16 protein-coding genes, 1 tRNA gene and 1 pseudogene are annotated in these 17,185 nt (G+C 66.2%); 15 read left to right on the top strand and 3 right to left on the bottom strand.

Annotation, left to right across the window (positions count from 1 at the left end):
- The first annotated feature begins 20 nt into the window (after positions 1–20).
- The 7 genes from AC56QP_RS31315 to AC56QP_RS31285 are packed head-to-tail and all read left to right on the top strand — an operon-like array spanning position 21 to position 8,329.
- Positions 21–449, top strand: coding sequence for a DUF1636 family protein (locus AC56QP_RS31315; protein WP_489861988.1), 429 nt, complete (start codon positions 21–23; stop codon positions 447–449).
- Positions 446–1,483, top strand: a complete 1,038-nt coding sequence (gene cobW / locus AC56QP_RS31310) for a cobalamin biosynthesis protein CobW (protein ID WP_489861989.1) — start codon at positions 446–448, stop codon at positions 1,481–1,483. Before AC56QP_RS31315 ends, cobW begins: the two co-directional genes overlap by 4 nt.
- 10 nt (positions 1,484–1,493) lie before the next feature.
- The gene (gene cobN, locus AC56QP_RS31305; protein ID WP_497100931.1) at positions 1,494–4,844 is read left to right on the top strand and encodes a cobaltochelatase subunit CobN; all 3,351 of its coding nucleotides are present in this window, start codon (positions 1,494–1,496) and stop codon (positions 4,842–4,844) included.
- On the top strand, positions 4,841–6,178 hold the full coding sequence (gene cobG / locus AC56QP_RS31300; protein ID WP_489861990.1) for a precorrin-3B synthase: 1,338 nt from the start codon (positions 4,841–4,843) through the stop codon (positions 6,176–6,178). The genes cobN and cobG overlap by 4 nt, the downstream gene beginning before the upstream one ends.
- A gap of 2 nt (positions 6,179–6,180) precedes the next feature.
- Complete coding sequence (locus AC56QP_RS31295; protein WP_489861991.1) at positions 6,181–6,813, top strand: precorrin-8X methylmutase; 633 nt, start codon at positions 6,181–6,183, stop codon at positions 6,811–6,813.
- Positions 6,810–7,568 carry a precorrin-2 C(20)-methyltransferase gene (locus AC56QP_RS31290; RefSeq protein WP_489861992.1) on the top strand — a complete coding sequence of 253 codons (759 nt, stop codon included), beginning with the start codon at positions 6,810–6,812 and terminating at the stop codon, positions 7,566–7,568. The genes AC56QP_RS31295 and AC56QP_RS31290 overlap by 4 nt, the downstream gene beginning before the upstream one ends.
- Complete coding sequence (locus tag AC56QP_RS31285) at positions 7,565–8,329, top strand: precorrin-3B C(17)-methyltransferase (protein WP_489861993.1); 765 nt, start codon at positions 7,565–7,567, stop codon at positions 8,327–8,329. Before AC56QP_RS31290 ends, AC56QP_RS31285 begins: the two co-directional genes overlap by 4 nt.
- On the opposite strand, the gene AC56QP_RS31280 is transcribed toward AC56QP_RS31285, so the two are convergent.
- Positions 8,317–9,069 (bottom strand): cobalt-precorrin-6A reductase, encoded by a 753-nt coding sequence (locus tag AC56QP_RS31280; protein WP_489861994.1) that lies wholly within the window; start codon positions 9,067–9,069, stop codon positions 8,317–8,319. The genes AC56QP_RS31285 and AC56QP_RS31280 overlap by 13 nt on opposite strands.
- 1 nt (position 9,070) lies before the next feature.
- Here AC56QP_RS31280 and cbiE point away from each other — a divergent pair, with 1 nt between their 5' ends.
- The 8 genes and pseudogenes from cbiE to AC56QP_RS31240 all read left to right on the top strand — a co-directional run bounded on the left by cbiE (position 9,071) and on the right by AC56QP_RS31240 (position 15,940).
- Positions 9,071–10,312: a precorrin-6y C5,15-methyltransferase (decarboxylating) subunit CbiE gene (cbiE, locus tag AC56QP_RS31275; protein ID WP_489861995.1), complete on the top strand. Its 1,242-nt coding sequence runs from the start codon at positions 9,071–9,073 to the stop codon at positions 10,310–10,312.
- A complete protein-coding gene (locus AC56QP_RS31270) occupies positions 10,309–10,695 on the top strand; it encodes a cobalamin biosynthesis protein (RefSeq protein WP_489861996.1) in 387 nt (128 codons plus the stop codon). Before cbiE ends, AC56QP_RS31270 begins: the two co-directional genes overlap by 4 nt.
- Positions 10,692–11,456, top strand: coding sequence for a precorrin-4 C(11)-methyltransferase (cobM, locus tag AC56QP_RS31265; protein ID WP_489861997.1), 765 nt, complete (start codon positions 10,692–10,694; stop codon positions 11,454–11,456). The genes AC56QP_RS31270 and cobM overlap by 4 nt, the downstream gene beginning before the upstream one ends.
- Positions 11,453–12,270, top strand: a pseudogene (gene cobA / locus AC56QP_RS31260) (uroporphyrinogen-III C-methyltransferase). The gene cobM and the pseudogene cobA overlap by 4 nt, the downstream one beginning before the upstream one ends.
- Complete coding sequence (locus AC56QP_RS31255) at positions 12,267–13,586, top strand: cobyrinic acid a,c-diamide synthase CobB (protein ID WP_497100933.1); 1,320 nt, start codon at positions 12,267–12,269, stop codon at positions 13,584–13,586. The pseudogene cobA and the gene AC56QP_RS31255 overlap by 4 nt, the downstream one beginning before the upstream one ends.
- Before the next feature lie 41 nt (positions 13,587–13,627).
- Positions 13,628–14,401, top strand: coding sequence for an adenosylcobinamide-GDP ribazoletransferase (gene cobS, locus AC56QP_RS31250; protein WP_489863473.1), 774 nt, complete (start codon positions 13,628–13,630; stop codon positions 14,399–14,401).
- A gap of 39 nt (positions 14,402–14,440) precedes the next feature.
- On the top strand, positions 14,441–15,451 hold the full coding sequence (cobT, locus tag AC56QP_RS31245) for a nicotinate-nucleotide--dimethylbenzimidazole phosphoribosyltransferase (RefSeq protein WP_489861998.1): 1,011 nt from the start codon (positions 14,441–14,443) through the stop codon (positions 15,449–15,451).
- A 90-nt stretch (positions 15,452–15,541) separates the two neighbouring features.
- The gene (locus AC56QP_RS31240; RefSeq protein WP_489861999.1) at positions 15,542–15,940 is read left to right on the top strand and encodes a hypothetical protein; all 399 of its coding nucleotides are present in this window, start codon (positions 15,542–15,544) and stop codon (positions 15,938–15,940) included.
- Positions 15,941–16,010: 70 nt separating this feature from the next.
- Here the strand turns inward: AC56QP_RS31240 and AC56QP_RS31235 are convergent.
- Positions 16,011–16,086: transfer RNA gene (locus tag AC56QP_RS31235), tRNA-Lys, on the bottom strand.
- A 106-nt stretch (positions 16,087–16,192) separates the two neighbouring features.
- Complete coding sequence (locus AC56QP_RS31230) at positions 16,193–17,101, bottom strand: PhzF family phenazine biosynthesis protein (protein WP_489862000.1); 909 nt, start codon at positions 17,099–17,101, stop codon at positions 16,193–16,195.
- Between the last annotated feature and the right edge of the window lie 84 nt (positions 17,102–17,185).

Here is a 17,185-nt window from a genome sequence, read left to right as displayed (position 1 = left end):
TCCGGGCAAGGAGCCCTGATTTGGAACGCGACAGCAGTTTTTCGGCTGAGACAGCGGACGTATTGTCCGATGACGCCTGGACCGGCGTTACCGTGATCGTCTGCGCCTCCTGTCGCGACGAAACCGGTTCCGACGCCCACCCCCGTGCCGGCGAATTGCTTGCGGACGACACACGCCACGCCGCCTCGGGCGACAATATCCGCATCCGCAGCGTTGAATGCCTCGGCAATTGCAAGCGCCGGCTGAGTGCCGCGATCCTGCGCGACGGCTGCTGGAGCTACGTCTTCGGCGACCTGAGCGCGACCAGCGGCGCCGATCTCGTCACCGGCGCAAAGCTCTTCGCCACCTCGACGGATGGCCTCATCCCATGGCGGGGCCGTCCTGATTCCCTCAAGCGCGGCCTCGTGGCCCGCATTCCTCCCCTCGACATGCTGAAGGACCAGATATGACAGCCTCCGTCTCCCGTGTTCCCTGCACTGTCGTCACCGGCTTCCTCGGCGCCGGCAAGACGACGCTGATCCGCCATCTCCTGGAAAACGCTGGCGGCAAGCGCATCGCCATCATCGTCAACGAGTTCGGCGACATCGGCATCGACGGCGAAATCCTGAAGGGTTGCGGCATCGACACCTGCCCCGAGGAAAACATCGTTGAGCTGGCCAATGGCTGCATCTGCTGCACTGTCGCCGATGATTTCGTGCCGGCGCTCGACCAGATCCTGTCGCTGACGCCGAAGGTCGACCATATCCTGATCGAGACCTCCGGCTTGGCTTTGCCCAAGCCGCTGGTCCAGGCCTTTCAGTGGCCGACGGTGAAGAGCCGGGTGACGGTCGATGGCGTCATCGCGGTGGTCGACGGCCCGGCGCTGGCCGAAGGCCGCGTCGCCAACGACATGGACGCACTTCAGGCGCAGCGCGCTCAGGATGGGACGCTCGATCACGACGACCCGGTCGAGGAGGTGTTCGAGGACCAGATCGCCTGCGCTGACCTCATCATCCTGTCGAAAAGCGATCTGATGGACGCCGCCGGCTCCGCCCGCGCCAACGCCATCATCAATGAGCACATCGCCCGCGCCGTGAAGATCGTGCCGACCTCGCAGGGCAAGGTCGATCCCTCGGTGCTGCTCGGCCTCGGCCTCGCCGTCGAGGACGACATCGAAAACCGCAAGACCCACCACGACGACGAGCTCGACCACGAGCATGACGACTTCGACAGCTTCGTCATCGATATTTCCTCGATCGCCAACCCGGAAGAGCTGGCAAAACGGGTCGCCACCGCAGCCGAGGAAGAAAACGTGTTGCGTGTAAAAGGCTTCGTCGAGGTCGGCGGCAAGCCGATGCGGCTTTTGCTGCAGGCCGTCGGGCCGCGCGTCAATCATTACTATGACCGCGCCTGGACCGCAGCGGACGACCGCCGCTCTCGCCTCGTCGTCATCGGCCTGAAGGGGCTGAACCGCCCGGCGATCGAGCGTATCCTCGCCGGCTGATTTTAACGCCATGCACATCCTCACCACGACCTCCGCCTCTCTCGACGACCTCGCCGAGCCGGTCGATCTGCGGCAGACGCCGGCGGATGTCGTGGCGCTGTCCTTCACCGACAGCGATCTCGCCGGGCTGGCGGCGGCGTGGAAGGCGGATGCCGCCCGCCTGCCCTCGATGCGGCTGGCCGCACTTCGTGACCTGCGCCATCCGATGTCCGTCGACCTCTGGGTCGACAGCGTCGCCCGCCACGCCAAAATCATCCTCGTTCGCATCCTCGGCGGCTACGATTGGTGGCGCTATGGTTGCGACCAGCTCGCCTCGGTCGCCCGCGCGCACGGAATAAAGCTGGCGCTGCTGCCCGGCGAGTGCCGCGACGAGGATCTGCGCCTGATCGAGGCCTCGACGCTGCCGCGCGAGGAATTGGACGGCCTGCTCGACTATTTTCGCGAGGGCGGCCCGGCGAATATGAGCGCGCTGGTGCACCGGCTTGCACGGTTGGCGGGATCGGATGCGGTTGTCGCCGAACCGGTTGCGGTTCCGAAGGCTGGATTTTACGCGCCGGGACATGGCGTCATGGAACACTATCTTCCCCTTCCCTTCGAGGGGGAGGGAAACATCATCCCCATCCTGTTCTATCGCTCGATGCTGCTCGCCGCCGATATCGCCCCCATCGATGCCCTTTTTGAAGCGCTGCGGCAGCGCGGCATGCGCCCGGCACCCATCTTCGTCGCCAGCCTGAAAGACCCGGCATCGCTGGCGTTCGTCGAGACCGCGCTCGCCGCGCTGAAACCCGGCGCCATCATCACCGCGACCGCTTTCGCCTCCGGCGCCGAACCCGGAGTGGAAACCCTGTTCGACCGCGCCGGCGTGCCGGTCTTCCAGGTCATCGTCGCCACCACCCGCCGCGACATCTGGGAGAACAACCAGCGTGGACTGGCGCCCGCCGACCTCGCCATGCATGTCGTTCTGCCCGAATTGGACGGCCGCATCCTTGCCGGCGCGATTTCCTTCAAGGGTGAAAGCGAGGCTGATCCGGCGCTTGGCCACCGGGCCTTCGCCAACCGGCCGGAAGCGGATCGCGTCGAGCAAGTTGCGAACCGCGTCGCGGCCTTCATTCGCCTACAAGAGACATCCCGCGCCGAGCGCAAGCTCGCCATTCTCATCCCGGACTATCCGAGCGCCCCCGGCCGCACCGGCTATGCCGTCGGCCTCGACGTGCCGTCCAGCGTGCTGGCGATGCTGCACGATCTGAGCGAACAGGGCTACGCTGTAGAGGGGATTCCGCAAACGCCGCGTGAGCTTCTGCAGATGTTGGAAACGTCCAGCCATGGGCTGGAGCTTGACGACTATCTCTCTTTCTCTACCGAATTGCCGAGGCCGGCAGTCGATGCGGTAGAGGCGGCTTGGGGAAAGCCGGAAACGCGAACTGGCGAAAATGGCTTCCCCTTCCGCGCCGTGACCTTCGGCAACATCACCGTCGCGCTTGCCCCCGATCGCGGCCGTTCCGCCGACCGCCGCGCCGACTACCACGACCCGACGCTGCCGCCTCGCCATGCGCTGATCGCCTTCGGCCTGTGGCTGCGCAAATCGCTCGGTGTCCATGCGCTTGTCCATGTCGGTGCCCATGGCACGCTGGAATGGCTGCCGGGCAAGACGGTTGCCCTCTCGCAGAACTGCTTTCCCGAGATCGTTACCGGTCCGCTGCCCGTCATCTATCCCTTCATCGTTTCCAACCCTGGCGAGGCGGCGCAGGCCAAGCGGCGCATCGCCGCCGTTACTCTTGGCCATCTGCCGCCGCCTCTGGCGGGCGCCGGACTGGACGAAAACCAGCACAGACTTGAGCGGCTGGTAGACGAATACGCACAGGCCGACGGGCTCGACCGCCGCCGGCGCGATCGTCTGGCCAAGCTGATCGTCGAAACCGCGCAAAAGACCGGCCTCGCCTCCGAAGCCGGGGTCGCCAGGACCGACGCGCCGGACGAAGCCTTGCGCCGCATCGACGCCTGGCTCTGCGACCTCAAGGATTTCGCCATCAAGGACGGGCTGCATATCTATGGCCGCTCGCCCGAGGACGAACCCGACGCCATGCGCCGCCAAAGTGCGGCCGCCGAAAAGACGGCATTGCTCGCCGCACTCGACGGCCGCCACGTCAAGGCCGGTCCGGCCGGCGCACCCGCACGCGGCCGCTCCGATGTTCTGCCCACCGGCCGCAACCTGTTCACCTCGGACCCCCGCACCATGCCGACACCGACCGCCTATGATCTGGGCAGAGCGGCGGCGGAGGAAGTGGTGCGCGGCTACATGCAATCGCATGGCGACTGGCCACGTTCCCTGGTTATCGATCTCTGGGGTTCGGCCTCGCTGCGCACCGGCGGCGAGGAGATCGCTCAAGGGTTGGCGCTGATGGGCTGTCGGCCGCAATGGGACGCCGCGACCGGCCGCATCACCGGCATCGAGGTGTTGCCGCCGGCCACGCTTGGCCGCCCGCGCGTCGATGTCACCTGGCGTATCTCAGGTCTGTTCCGCGACATGTTCCCGACCCAGATCGCGCTGATCGATGCCGCCGCCAACGCCGTTGCCGCCCGCGACGAGGAAGATTCGGAAAACCCGCTGGCGGCGAGAACCCGCGCGGACGGCAAGGTCAGTCCCCGCATCTTCGGCACCTCGCCCGGCACCTACGGCGCCGGCGTCGAGGATCTGCTGTCGAGCGGCGACTGGGCGGCGCGCGAGGAGATCGGCCGCGCCTATCTCGACGCCACCTCGCATGCCTATGGCGGCGAAGGCGGCGAAGGCATGTTGGCGCCCGGCGCCTTCGAAACCCGCATCGCCGAGGCCGATCTTCTTGTCCACACCGGCGACGACCCCGGCCGTGACATTCTCGAAGGCTCCGCCGACGTCGCCTTTATCGGCGGCTTTTCGGCAGCGCTTGCAGCGCTTGGTAGGAATGCCGACGTCATCGTGCTCGACACCACGGATCCGCAGAAGCCGAAGCCGCGCTCTGTTGGCGAGGCGGTGGCCCGCGTCGTGCGTGCCCGCGCCGTCAATCCGCGCTTCATATCAGGCCAGATGCGCCACGGCACACGCGGCGCTTCCGAATTCGCCGAAACGGTCGACCGTCTGATCGGTTTCGCCGAAACCACCCACGCCATTCCGGGCACGCTGATCGAGGCCGTTCATGATGCCTATGTCGGCGATCCCGAGGTCCGCGCCTTCATCCTGCGCGAGAACCCTGCCGCCGCGAAAGTCATTGCCGAGCGCTTCCTGTCGGCGCGCCGGCGTGGCCTCTGGCATCCCTTGCGCAATTCCATCGACGACGATCTGGCCGCGCTGATTGCCGAGGCCGAGGCGCTTGGAGTGGCGGCATGAACGCTTTTTCGCGCCGTGGCGCCTGCCCCGCTTTGGCAGCCCCCATGCAGACCGGCGACGGCCTGCTGGTGCGGCTTAACCCTGTCGCTGGAGGACTATCGCCGAAGTCGTTGATCGGGCTGGCTGAATCCGCCATGCGGCACGGCAACGGCATCATGGAAGTCACCGCCCGCGGCAGTTTGCAGATACGCGGCCTGACAGCGGATACCGTGCGACTTCTGGCGACCGAGGTTGATGCGCTGGGCATCGCAGTGCGCACCGGCATGCCGGTCGAGACCGGGCCGCTGGCGGGCATCGATTCCTATGAGATTGCCGATCCGCGCCCGCTGGCTGAACGAATTCGGGTAGCGGTCGAGGAAGCTGGGCTCACGCCCCGGCTCGGCCCGAAAGTGTCGGTCGTTGTGGACGGCGGCGGGCAACTGACCATGGATGCGTTGACGGCCGATGTGCGGCTGAAGGCGGTACGAGCCGACAACGACATCGTTTGGAGCGTATCGGTTGCCGGCGACGGCCGAAACGCGAAGGTGTTGGCAAAGGTCGATGCGAATGCCGCGAGAGACATAGCCGTCGCTGCACTGAGGATGGTCGCTGAAAAAGGCCGCGAAGCGCACACGCGGGATTTGTCGGATCGACAGTTGGCCTCGCTCGCAGGCTGGCATTCCTTCGCGCCCCCCTCCGGCAGGACAGAGGCGGGCGCCATTGAGCACAATCGTCCGTCAATCGGCCTCTTCGATCTGATAAACGGCACCGCCATCGGCATCGCCCTACCCTATGGCAGCATGCCGGCAGGCAAGATCATCGACCTCACACAGTATGCCCTCGCCCTTGGCGCAACCGAAATCCGCACCGCTCCGCAGCGCGCGTTGCTTTTCATTGGCCTCCTACCGGCCGCCAATCAGCGCCTTCAAAACACAGCCGCCGCCCTCGGCTTCGTCACCGACGCCTCCGATCCGCGCACGCGCATTGCCGCTTGCCCCGGCGCGCCGGCCTGCGCATCCGGCCAGATCGCCACGCGCGAGATTGCCGAGACGATCGCCGCTGAAAATGCCGACACCCTCGACTTCACCCTGCACATTTCCGGCTGCGCCAAGGGCTGCGCCCACCCCGGCCCGGCGGCGCTAACCGTCGTCGGCGACGAGAACGGAGCCGGACTTGTCGTGAACGCGACGGCAAAGGCCCTTCCTGCCGGGTACAGGCCGCGCTATGACGCCGCGCGCGGCATCAGCCGCGTCGCGGCGATGATCCGCAGCGCACGACTTCCAGGCGAAACAGCCGCCGCTTGCCTGACACGGCTCGGCGCGGCCGGCATCGCCGAGGCTTACCGACAGGAATGAGCATGGCCGCCTACGACTACATCCACGACGGCACGGCGATCTACGAGCGCTCCTTCGCCATCATTCGCGCCGAGGCGGACCTGTCACGCTTCTCCGAAGCCGAGGCCGATGTCGCCATCCGCATGATCCATGCCTGCGGCCAGGTCGAAGCCGCCAGGCATTTTGTTTTTTCCACCGATTTCGTGGCCGCGGCGCGCAAGGCGCTTTCGGCGGGCGCACCGATCTTCTGCGATGCGGAAATGGTCTCCCACGGCGTCACCCGCGCCCGGCTGCCAGCCGGCAACGAGGTGATCTGCACCTTGCGCGACCCGCGCACGCACGAAATCGCCAGGGAGATCGGCAACACCCGTTCGGCCGCCGCGATCGACCTTTGGGGCGAGCGCATGGCCGGTTCGGTGGTCGCCATCGGCAATGCGCCGACCGCGCTCTTCTATCTGCTGGAAAAACTGCGCGACGGCGCGCCGAAGCCGGCGGCCATCATCGGCATGCCGGTCGGCTTTGTCGGGGCCGCGGAATCCAAGGATGCGCTGGCCGAGAATTCCTACGGCGTGCCATATGCCATTGTGCAAGGCCGGCTTGGCGGCAGCGCCATGACCGCCGCCGCGCTCAATTCATTGGCGAGGGCTGGCCTGTGAACGCGCTTGCCAAAGGCCGTCTCGTCGGCGTCGGCACTGGTCCCGGCGACCCCGAACTGCTGACGCTGAAGGCCGCTCGGGTCTTGGCCGAGGCCGATGTCGTGGCCTATTTCGCCAAGCGCGGCAACAACAGCAACGCGCGCGCCATCGTCGAAGCCCAGTTCCGCCCCGGCATGACGGAACTGCCGCTGCTCTATCCCGTCACCACCGAAATCGACAAGGATCACGACGACTACCGCTCACAGATCACGGCTTTCTACGAGGAGTCGGCCGAGAAGGTCGCCGAGCACCTCGAGGCGGGCCGAATGGTTGCCGTGCTTTCCGAGGGCGATCCGCTTTTCTATGGCTCCTACATGCATCTGCATGTGCGCCTCGCCCACCGTTTTCCAACCGAGGTCATTCCCGGCATCACCGCAATGTCCGGCTGCTGGTCGGCGACCGGCCTGCCGATCGTCCAGGGCGACGACGTGCTGACCGTGCTGCCCGGCACGATGAGCGAGTTCGAGTTGACCCGCCGGCTGGCCGACACCGATGCCGCCGTCATCATGAAGGTCGGCCGCAACCTGCCCAAGATCAGACGCGCCCTGGAGGCGACCGGCAAGGTGACGCGTGCCGTCTATGTCGAGCGCGGCACGATGCCGGGCAGCGTGTCGATGAGGCTTGCCGACAAAAAGGACGACAAGGCCCCCTATTTCGCCATCGTGCTGGTCGCCGGCTGGTCCGGCCGGCCCGGCGCGCTGGGAGCCGAAGCATGAACGGCCGTCTCACCGTCATCGGGCTTGGACCCGGCAACACCGATCAGGTCACCCCTGAAGCCAGCCGCGCAGTGGCGCAGGCAAAGTTCTTCTATGGCTACAAGCCCTATCTCGACCGGCTCGAGCTGCGCCCGGACCAGACCCGCGTCGCCTCCGACAACCGCGAGGAACTCGCCCGCTCCAAGGATGCCTTGACCAAGGCGGCCGAGGGCCATGACGTCGCCGTGGTTTCTGGTGGCGATCCCGGCGTGTTCGCCATGGCTGCCGCCGTCTGCGAGGCGATCGAGGCCGGCCCGGCCGAATGGCGCGCGGTCGATGTCGCCGTGGTGCCCGGAATTACCGCCATGCTGGCCGTTGCCGCGCGCATCGGCGCGCCGCTTGGCCATGATTTCTGCGCCATTTCGCTTTCCGACAATTTGAAGCCCTGGGAATTGATCGAACTGCGCCTGCTGGCGGCGGCCGGCGCCGGTTTCGTCATCGCACTCTACAATCCGATCAGCAAGGCACGCCCGTGGCAACTTGGCCGCGCTTTCGAATGCCTGACCGCGATCCTGCCGGGCACCACGCCGGTGATTTTCGGCCGCGCCGCGGGCCGCCCGGACGAGCGCATCGAGGTCTATCTGCTGGCCGACGTCGATGCGCGAAAGGCCGACATGGCCACCTGCATCATCATCGGTTCGCCGGAAACCCGGATCATCAGGCGCGGCGAGAAGCCGGCGCTGGTCTACACGCCGCGCTCGTCGTCGGGTCAGAGAAAATGATCGACCCCAAGTTGATCAATAAGCGCGGCCAGCGCTTCGACGGTTTCAGCCGAGGGAACGTCCGGCAGATCAGGCCTGCGCACCATGACCACCTCGATACCCAGCGTCCGCGCCGCGGCGATCTTGCCATAGGTTGCTTCGCCGCCACTGTTTTTGGACACGACGATTTCGATGTGATGTTTTTCGAGCAATGCGCGTTCTTCGATCTCGCGAAACGGGCCACGAGCCAACAGATAGTTCGCATCGGGCACCGCCAATTTGGGTTCGACCGTGTCGACGCTGCGAATGAGGTAATGGTGTTGGGGTGCTGCTTCGAAAGCGGCGACCTCTTGCCGGCCGAGTGCCAGGAAAACGCGACGCGGCGCCGGCCCAAGCGCTCGCACGGCATCGCCAACCGTATCGACCCGCGTCCAGCTGTCGCCTTCCACAGGCTCCCAGCCCGGGCGCCGCAGGGCAAGGATCGGCACGCCGGTGGCGCGCGCGGCTTGCGCGGCATTGGCGGAGATTTGCGCCGCATAGGGGTGCGTGGCGTCGATCAGCAGATCGGTGCCGGTTTCCCGGAGATGGATGGCCAGTCCTTCGGCGCCGCCAAATCCTCCGCTTCGCACAGGCACGCCCTGCGCCACCGGGCTTTCGGTGCGGCCGGCCAGCGACAGCGTGACCGAGGCGCGCGCGGCCAGCATTCCAGCCAGCTGCCGGGCTTCGGTGGTTCCGCCGAGGATCAGAATACGGTGGGTCATCATGCCTGCTGAGGGTCCGCGCGGTGCCAAGCTCAACTCACGATGGCTGACGATCGTCGGCATCGGCGAGGACGGTTTAGCGGGTCTCGGCGACGAGGCCAAGCAGCTGATCGCCCAGGTGGAAGTCATCTTCGGCGGCAAGCGGCACCTGGCGCTGGTCGCCGCTTTCGCCAAGGGCGAGCCACGCGCCTGGCCAGTTCCTTTCGATACGGAGATGGCTGACGTGCTGGCGCTTGCCGGCAGGCGCGTCTGTGTGCTCGCCTCCGGGGATCCATTCTTTCACGGTGTCGGAGTTACCCTCGCCCGCAAGGTCGAACCGCATGAAATGCATGTCATTCCCGCGCCGTCGGCCGTCTCGCTGGCGGCCGCGCGACTGGGCTGGGCGCTGCAGGACATCGAGACGATCTCGCTGCACGGCCGGCCGCTCGACCTGATCCGGCCGCTGCTGCAGCCGAACGCGCGCATATTGGCGCTGACCTCGGATGGCGAAGCGCCGGCGGCAATCGCCCGCCTGCTCGCCGAACTCGACTTCGGCGCATCGCGGCTGACGGTTCTGGAAGCGCTGGGTGGGCCGAACGAGAAATTGCGCACGGCCCGCGCCGACGCCTTCGACCTCGAAAACATCAATCCGCTCAACGTGCTGGCCATCGAAATTGATTCGAATCCGCAAGCCCGTGTCTTGCCGCTCACGGTTGGCCTTGCCGACCATCTGTTCGACCATGACGGCCAGATCACCAAGCGCGAAATCCGCTCGATAACCCTGTCCACGCTGGCGCCGAGGCGCGGCGAACTGTTGTGGGACATCGGCGCCGGCTCCGGTTCCATCGGCATCGAATGGATGCTGGCCCACCCCTCCATGCGCACTATTGCCATCGAGGCCGACCCCACCAGAGCCGCCCGCATTGGCCGCAACGCCTCCGCCTGTGGCGTTCCCGGCCTGATCGTGGTGGAGGGTAGCGCGCCCAGGGCGCTTGCCAGGCTGGACACGCCGGACGCGATCTTCATCGGCGGTGGCGGCAGCGACACCGGCGTGTTGAACGCCGCCATCAAGGCCCTGCGCACTGGCGGCCGGCTCGTCGCCAATGCGGTGACGCTGGAGATGGAGGCCCTGCTTCTTGCCCGCCATGTGTCGCTTGGCGGCGATCTCATCCGCATAAACGTATCCCGCGCTTCGCCGGTCGGCACGATGCAGGCATGGCGGCCGGCGATGCCGGTCACGCAATGGAGCTGGGTGAAGCCATGATGGTCGCGGGCATCGGCAGCCGAAAAGGCGTGAGCGTCGAGGACGTGCTTGCGGCGATAGAAACCGCTGTCGAAGCGCATGGCCTGACGATGACGGCGCTGTCTGCCTTGGCGACCGTTCCTCTGAAGCAGGACGAAAAGGCCGTCTTTGCCGCCGGACACCAGCTCAATCTTCCGGTCATCGTCGCCGAAGCGGCCGCGATCGAGGCTTCCGCATCGGCCACAATCAGCCGCTCCAGCCTGTCGCAGGATCTGGCCGGAACACCATCGGTTTCCGAGGCATCCGCCCTTGCCGTTGCCGGCAAAGGCGCCAGACTGCTCGGCCCCCGCACGGTGCTCGGTCCGGTCACCTGTGCCATCGCCATAAGCGGAGATGCGCCATGACGGTTCATTTCATCGGCGCCGGTCCAGGTGCGGCCGACCTCATCACGCTGCGCGGCGCGAGGCTGCTGGCAAGCTGCCCGGTCTGCCTCCATGCCGGTTCGATCGTCGCGCCCGAATTGCTGCAGCATTGCGCGCCGGGAACCAGACTGATCGACACCGCGCCGATGTCGCTGGACGAGATCGAGGCCGCGTATATCGATGCGCACAAAGCCGGCCACGATGTGGCGCGACTGCATTCCGGCGACCTGTCGGTGTGGAGCGCCGTTGCCGAGCAGATCCGCCGGCTGGAAAAGCACGGCATTCCCTATACGCTGACCCCGGGCGTCCCCTCCTTCGCAGCCGCTGCCGCAGCACTTCGCCGCGAACTGACCATTCCCGAAGTCGCGCAAAGCCTGGTGCTGACCCGCATTTCCGGCCGCGCGTCAAAGATGCCACCTGGCGAAACGCTGGCAGGTTTCGGACGCACCGGCGCCACGCTCGCCATTCATCTGGCCATCCACGCCATCGATCGTGTCGTCGCCGAGCTGACGCCGCACTATGGCGGCGATTGCCCGGTGGCGATCGTCTTCCGCGCCTCCTGGCCGGACGAGCGCGTGCTGACCGGAACACTTGCGACCATCGAGGCACAGCTCGCCACCGATCCGATGGAGCGCACGGCGATCATCTTCGTCGGCCGCTCGCTGGCGGCGGAAGGTTTTGGCGAGAGTTCATTGTACGACGCCCATTACCAGCGGCGTTTTCGCGGACGGGACGGATTGTGAGCGGCGGCACCAAAAACAACGGCGACAACGCCACGCTCGAACAGGCGCTCGCCCGGCTGAACTTCAAACCGCGCCGGCTGGAGCCCGGCCATGTCTGGCTGGCCGGTGCCGGCCCCGGCGACCCAGGCTGCCTGACCCTCGAAGTGCTGGCGGCCCTGGCCGAGGCGGATGCGCTGGTCTACGACGCGCTGGTCTCCCCCGATGTCGTCGCCGTCGCCGGAAATGCCGAGCTTTTTTTGCCGGCAAGCGCGGCGGCAGACCGTCGATGAAACAGGACGACATCACCGCACTGCTGGTGCGGCTGGCGCGCGACGGCCGCCGCGTCGTCAGGCTGAAGGGTGGCGATCCCTATATTTTCGGCCGTGGCGGCGAAGAGGCGCTGGCGCTGGCGCGGGAAGGCATCCCGTTCCGCGTCCTGCCCGGCCTGACCTCGGGCCTCAGCGCGCTTGCCGCCACCGGCATCCCGGCCACCATGCGCGGCATCAACAAGGCGGTGATCCTGGCGACCGGCCACGCCGCCGGCACCGATGATGACATCGACTGGGCGGCAATCGCCCGCACCGGCCAGCCTGTCGTGGTGTATATGGGCATGGCCAATTTGCCGCTGATCGCGGCGGCCTTGCTCGATGGCGGGCTGGCGCCATCGACGCCGGCGGCGGTGATCGTCGCCGCGACCACGCCGCAGGAACGAACCGTCGTCGCCACGCTCGCCACCATTGCCGAGGAAGCGGCCGCCGCTGGCCTCGCCTCGCCGGCACTGATTGTCGTCGGCGGTATCGTCGCCATGCGCGCGGCACTGGCGGGCCGGACATGACGGCCCGCGCCATCATCATCGGCGCGCCGCGCTCCGGCTCGGGCAAGACCAGCGTCACCATCGGGATCTTGCGCGCGCTCACGCGGCGCGGCCTGAAAGTGCGCGGCGCCAAATCCGGCCCCGATTATATCGATCCCGGTTTTCATACCGCCGCCACGGGCTTGTCTGGCGTCAATCTCGACAGCTGGGCGATGCCGCCATCGCTGCTCAACGCGCTCGCCGCGCAAGCGGCCGACGATACCGATTTCGTCATCCTCGAAAGCGCCATGGGCCTGTTCGACGGCATTCCGGCCTCTCCGGGCCGTACCGGCTCGGCGGCCGATCTTGCCCGGCTCTACGGCCTGCCGGTGCTTTTGGTGCTCGACGTATCCGGCCAGTCGACCACGGCGGCAGCGGTCGCCAAGGGCTTTGCCACTTACGACCCGGACGTCCGCATGGCCGGCGTCGTGCTCAATCGGCTGGGCAGCGAGCGTCACCGCCGGCTGTCCGGCGACGCCATCGAGGCGATCGGCCTGCCGGTCGTCGGCGCCATCCTGCGCGATCCCACCTTGAACCTGCCCGAGCGCCATCTGGGCCTGGTCCAGGCCGGCGAATATGATGACCTGATGGCGCATCTCGACCGGCTGGCCGACATGGCCGAAAAGTCGCTCGACCTCGACGCCATCATGTCCCTGGCGACCCCCCTCACCCCGGCGCCCGGCGGCTTCGACGACGCGTTGGCGCCGCCCGGCCAGCGGATTGCCCTGGCCGAGGATGCCGCCTTCACCTTTCTCTATCCGCATGTCGCAGCCTATTGGCGCAAGGCCGGCGCCGAGATCGTCCCGTTCTCGCCGCTCGCCGACGAAGCACCTGCTGACGACTGCGACGTCTGCTGGCTGCCAGGCGGCTATCCGGAGCTTCACGCCGGCCGGCTTGCGGCGGTGGAGACCTTCAAAACCGGCATGGCAAATTTCGCCGCGACGAAGCCCATCCATGGCGAGTGCGGTGGCTTCATGGTGCTCGGCGAAGCGCTGGAGGATGCGGCTTCCGAGACGCACAGGATGCTCGGCCTGCTCGGCCATTCCACCAGCTTCGCCAAACGAAAAATGAACCTTGGCTATCGCGAGGCGCGGCTGCGCGCCGATTGCCCGCTGGGCTCAGCTGGCGCACTGATCCGCGGCCACGAATTCCACTATGCGCAAATGACCGCGACTGGGAACGACGACCCACTGGCCGACCTGGCCGATGGCCAGGGCAATCCAATCGGCGCCTCTGGCTACCGGCGTGGCCATGTCAGCGGCACCTTCTTCCACGCCATTGCGAGGGCTAGAGCATGATCCCGAAAAGTGGCAATCGGTTTTCGGAAAAGATCCGGCTCATGTTCCAGAACACGAGCTTTTCGCCCAGGCAGATCCTCGATGATATCGCGCTCTGCCTGGTCTTCTTCACCCGCCTGCCATTGCCCGTCTTCGATTTTCGCGGCCGCGGCCTTGCCGCCGCGATCTGGGCCGCACCGGTCCCCGGCCTCGCCATCGGGCTGATCGGCGCGATCGTCTATGCCACGGCGGAGAGGTTTGGCCTTGCCATGGGCCCGGCGGCGGCCCTTGCCCTTGCGGCAACCCTCTCCACCACCGGCTGCCTGCATGAGGACGGGCTTTCCGATGTCGCCGACGGTTTCGGCGGCGGCAACTCGCGCGGCCGCAAACTCGAGATCATGCGCGACAGCCGCATCGGCGCCTATGGTGCCGCGGCGCTGGCCCTGTCGCTGCTGATCCGCTGGAGCGCGCTTTCGGAATTCGTCGACCCCACGCAAGCCCTCTTCGCCCTGGTGGCCGCACACGCGGCCTCGCGCGGCGTGCTCGGCGCCTTCATGCATCTCTTGCCCCCCGCGCGGTCCGAAGGCCTCTCTGCCGGCGCCGGCGCCGTCTCTGCTGAAACCGCTATCGCCGGCGCTGTGCTCGGTGCGATCCCGCTCCTACTGCTGGGGCTCGGTGGTGCGGTCTTCGCGCTCATCCTGCTTGGCCTGCTGTTTGCCGCGTTCCGCGCGCTTTGCCTCAGCCAGATCGGCGGCCAGACCGGCGACACGATCGGCGCCTTGCAGCAGGTGAGCGAGATCGCCGTGCTGCTCGTCGCTTCCGTAGCCCTTTCCTGATTCCTTTTGGCCTGATTCCCTTTCGGAGACTTTGCCCCCATGCCCTTCAAATCACTCGATGAACTGCGCGCCGCCTGCCTCGACCTGCCCGCCGGCAGCGATGCCGCCGCAACTGCCGTCGCCCACCGCCAGGACACGCTGACCAAGCCGCAAGGCAGCCTCGGCCGACTGGAAACAATCGCCGCATGGCTGGCGCGCTGGCAGGGCCGCGATATGCCCAGGCTCGACCGGGTGAAGGTTTTCGTCTTCGCCGGCAACCATGGCGTCACCGCGCAAGGCGTGTCGGCCTATCCTTCGGAGGTCACCGTGCAGATGGTGGCGAATTTCGCTGGCGGCGGTGCGGCGATCAACCAACTCGCCCGCATCGCCGGCGCCGAACTCGACGTCATCCCGCTCGACCTCGATCATCCCACGGGCGACTTCACGCAAGTGCCGGCAATGGATGACAAGGCCTTCCTCGCCGCCGTCTCTGCCGGCTACGACGCGGTGACGAAGGACCTCGACCTCATCTGCTTCGGCGAAATGGGCATCGGCAACACCACGTCGGCAGCCGCCATTTCGGCGGCGCTGTTCGGAGGCGGTGCGGAAAAATGGACCGGACGCGGCACCGGCGTCGATGACGCCGGCCTGAAGCGCAAGGTGGTCGCCATCGAAGCCGGCTTGAAGCGCCACGCCGCTGTCCTTGCCGATCCGCTTGGCATCGCCGCCGCGCTTGGCGGACGCGAACTCGCCGCCATCTTCGGCGCGACCCTCGCCGCCCGCCATCTGGGCATACCCGTCTTGCTCGACGGCTTCGTCTGCACCGCCGCCGCAGCACCGCTGGCAAGGCTGCATGCGACAGGCCTCGCCCACACCATTGCCGCCCACGTCTCGGCGGAATCAGGTCATCGCGGTCTTCTCGAAGCCCTCAGCCTGCCGCCGTTGCTCGATCTCGGCATGCGGCTCGGCGAAGGCTCCGGCGCGTGTCTTGCCGTCAACGTCGTGCGCTCGGCGCTGGAGTGCCATGCCCGCATGGCAAGTTTTGCCGAGGCTGGCGTTTCGGAGAAGTAAATCGGTCAAACTTTCAGCGTGATTGAGCCAAAATAATAACGCCGTTTTGATTGTTCCATGAGACGAGAAAATCTCATGGGAGATCAAGCGATGTATTTGAAGTCGACAATTATCGTTGCACTGCTTTTCGGCACTGTTGCATCGGCATTTTCTCAGGCCCTTGACGAGACAGGCCGACCGCGGCGGCCCGGCGATGACGGGTTCGCCAAGATGCAGTCCAGCCTCACGATGAGCATTCCGGTCAAGGACGACGAAGACATCGCCGCGCAGCAGGAAGCTGGACTTCGCTCCTTCTACAAGGTCGCGGCCGGCAGTTGCGCCATGGTGATCGAAACCATTGCCGAGACCTGCGAGGTCACCAGCGTCACCACCAACGTCAACGCCAGGGACCGTAGCATGGGCGGCGGCGCCGGATCGCAGATTACCGTGACCGGCCAGATCGCCATGAAGGTCAAGTTCAAGGCCAGCCTCGGCAAGCCCGCGCCATGATCAGCGCAGGCCCGAGACACGTCAAACGCGTCTCGCTTTCAGGGTCTTTCCACCAAGTCTTTGAAGAATTTGGTGGGTGCGCACAGGATTGAACTGTGGACCCGCTGATTAAGAGTCAGCTGCTCTACCAACTGAGCTACGCACCCACTCGGCCGGCAAAAACCGGCGTTGGCGGGCATATAGCCGCCACCATCGGTCCTGTCCAGCCCTGCCGGAATCATTTCCCGACAAATCGCTTAAGTGCCGCACGTCTCAGACGAACAGCTTGCCTTCCGCCACCTTGATCGCGTTGCCGCCGATGCGCGCCGAGGCCAGTTTTCCGCCTTCGACATTCAGTTCGAGGCGGATGCGCGACGGCCGGCCCATCTCCAGCCCCTGCTCGATCCACAGCTGCGAAATGCCGTCGGTGGGGCCGTCGAAATGCATGATGGCGCCGGCAAAGGCGGCCGCCGCCGAGCCGGTCGCCGGGTCCTCGTAGGAAGGCGTGCCCGGCACGATCATGCGCACATGGAACGCGCTTTCGTGGTTCACCGTCTCGCGGCAATAGACATAGGGGCTGGCGAAGGCCCAGTCGCTCTTGCGCGGCGCCAGCTCCGACCACGCCTGGTTGTCGAGCCGGATTCGCCCCGCCGCCTCGAGATTGGCAACCGGGATGGTCACATAGGGCACGCCCGCCGACCAGAACGCGACGCGGTGATTCTCGAAGCCGATTTCGTGCGGCGCCAGGCCAAGGGCAGCGCCAATCGCGTGCGGATCGGCCTCGAGCTTCAACGGCTCCGGCAATTTGGCCAGGTCGAACTCGGCGAAGGTGGCGCCATCGTGCTTGCTGACGGCGCATCGCACCGGGCCAATGTTCTCCTCCAGCACGAAGATGCCGGCGCCGCCCTCTTCCGCCAGTTCGGCCAGCGCGATCGCGGCGCCAACAGTCGGATGGCCGGCGAATGGCATTTCATAGTCGGGCGTGAAGATGCGGACGCGGTTTTTATGCTTGGGATTATCCGGCGGCAGCACGAAGACGGATTCGGACAGGTTGAATTCGCGCGCGATGGCCTGCATGGCGCGCGTGTCCAGGCCTTTGCAATCCAGCACGACGGCCAGCGGATTGCCGGCCAGCCGCTCGGTCGTAAACACATCGTAAAGCAAGTAGTTTCGGGTTTTCATTCCTGCCTCAATCCAAACATGGGCGAAATTTAATTTGATATTCGAACCAGTAAGCCTGATCTGTGCACAGATAGGGACACTGCG

The organism is Mesorhizobium sp. RCAM 05104 (assembly GCF_059683645.1).
This window is presented reverse-complemented; position numbering and strand designations above follow the sequence as displayed.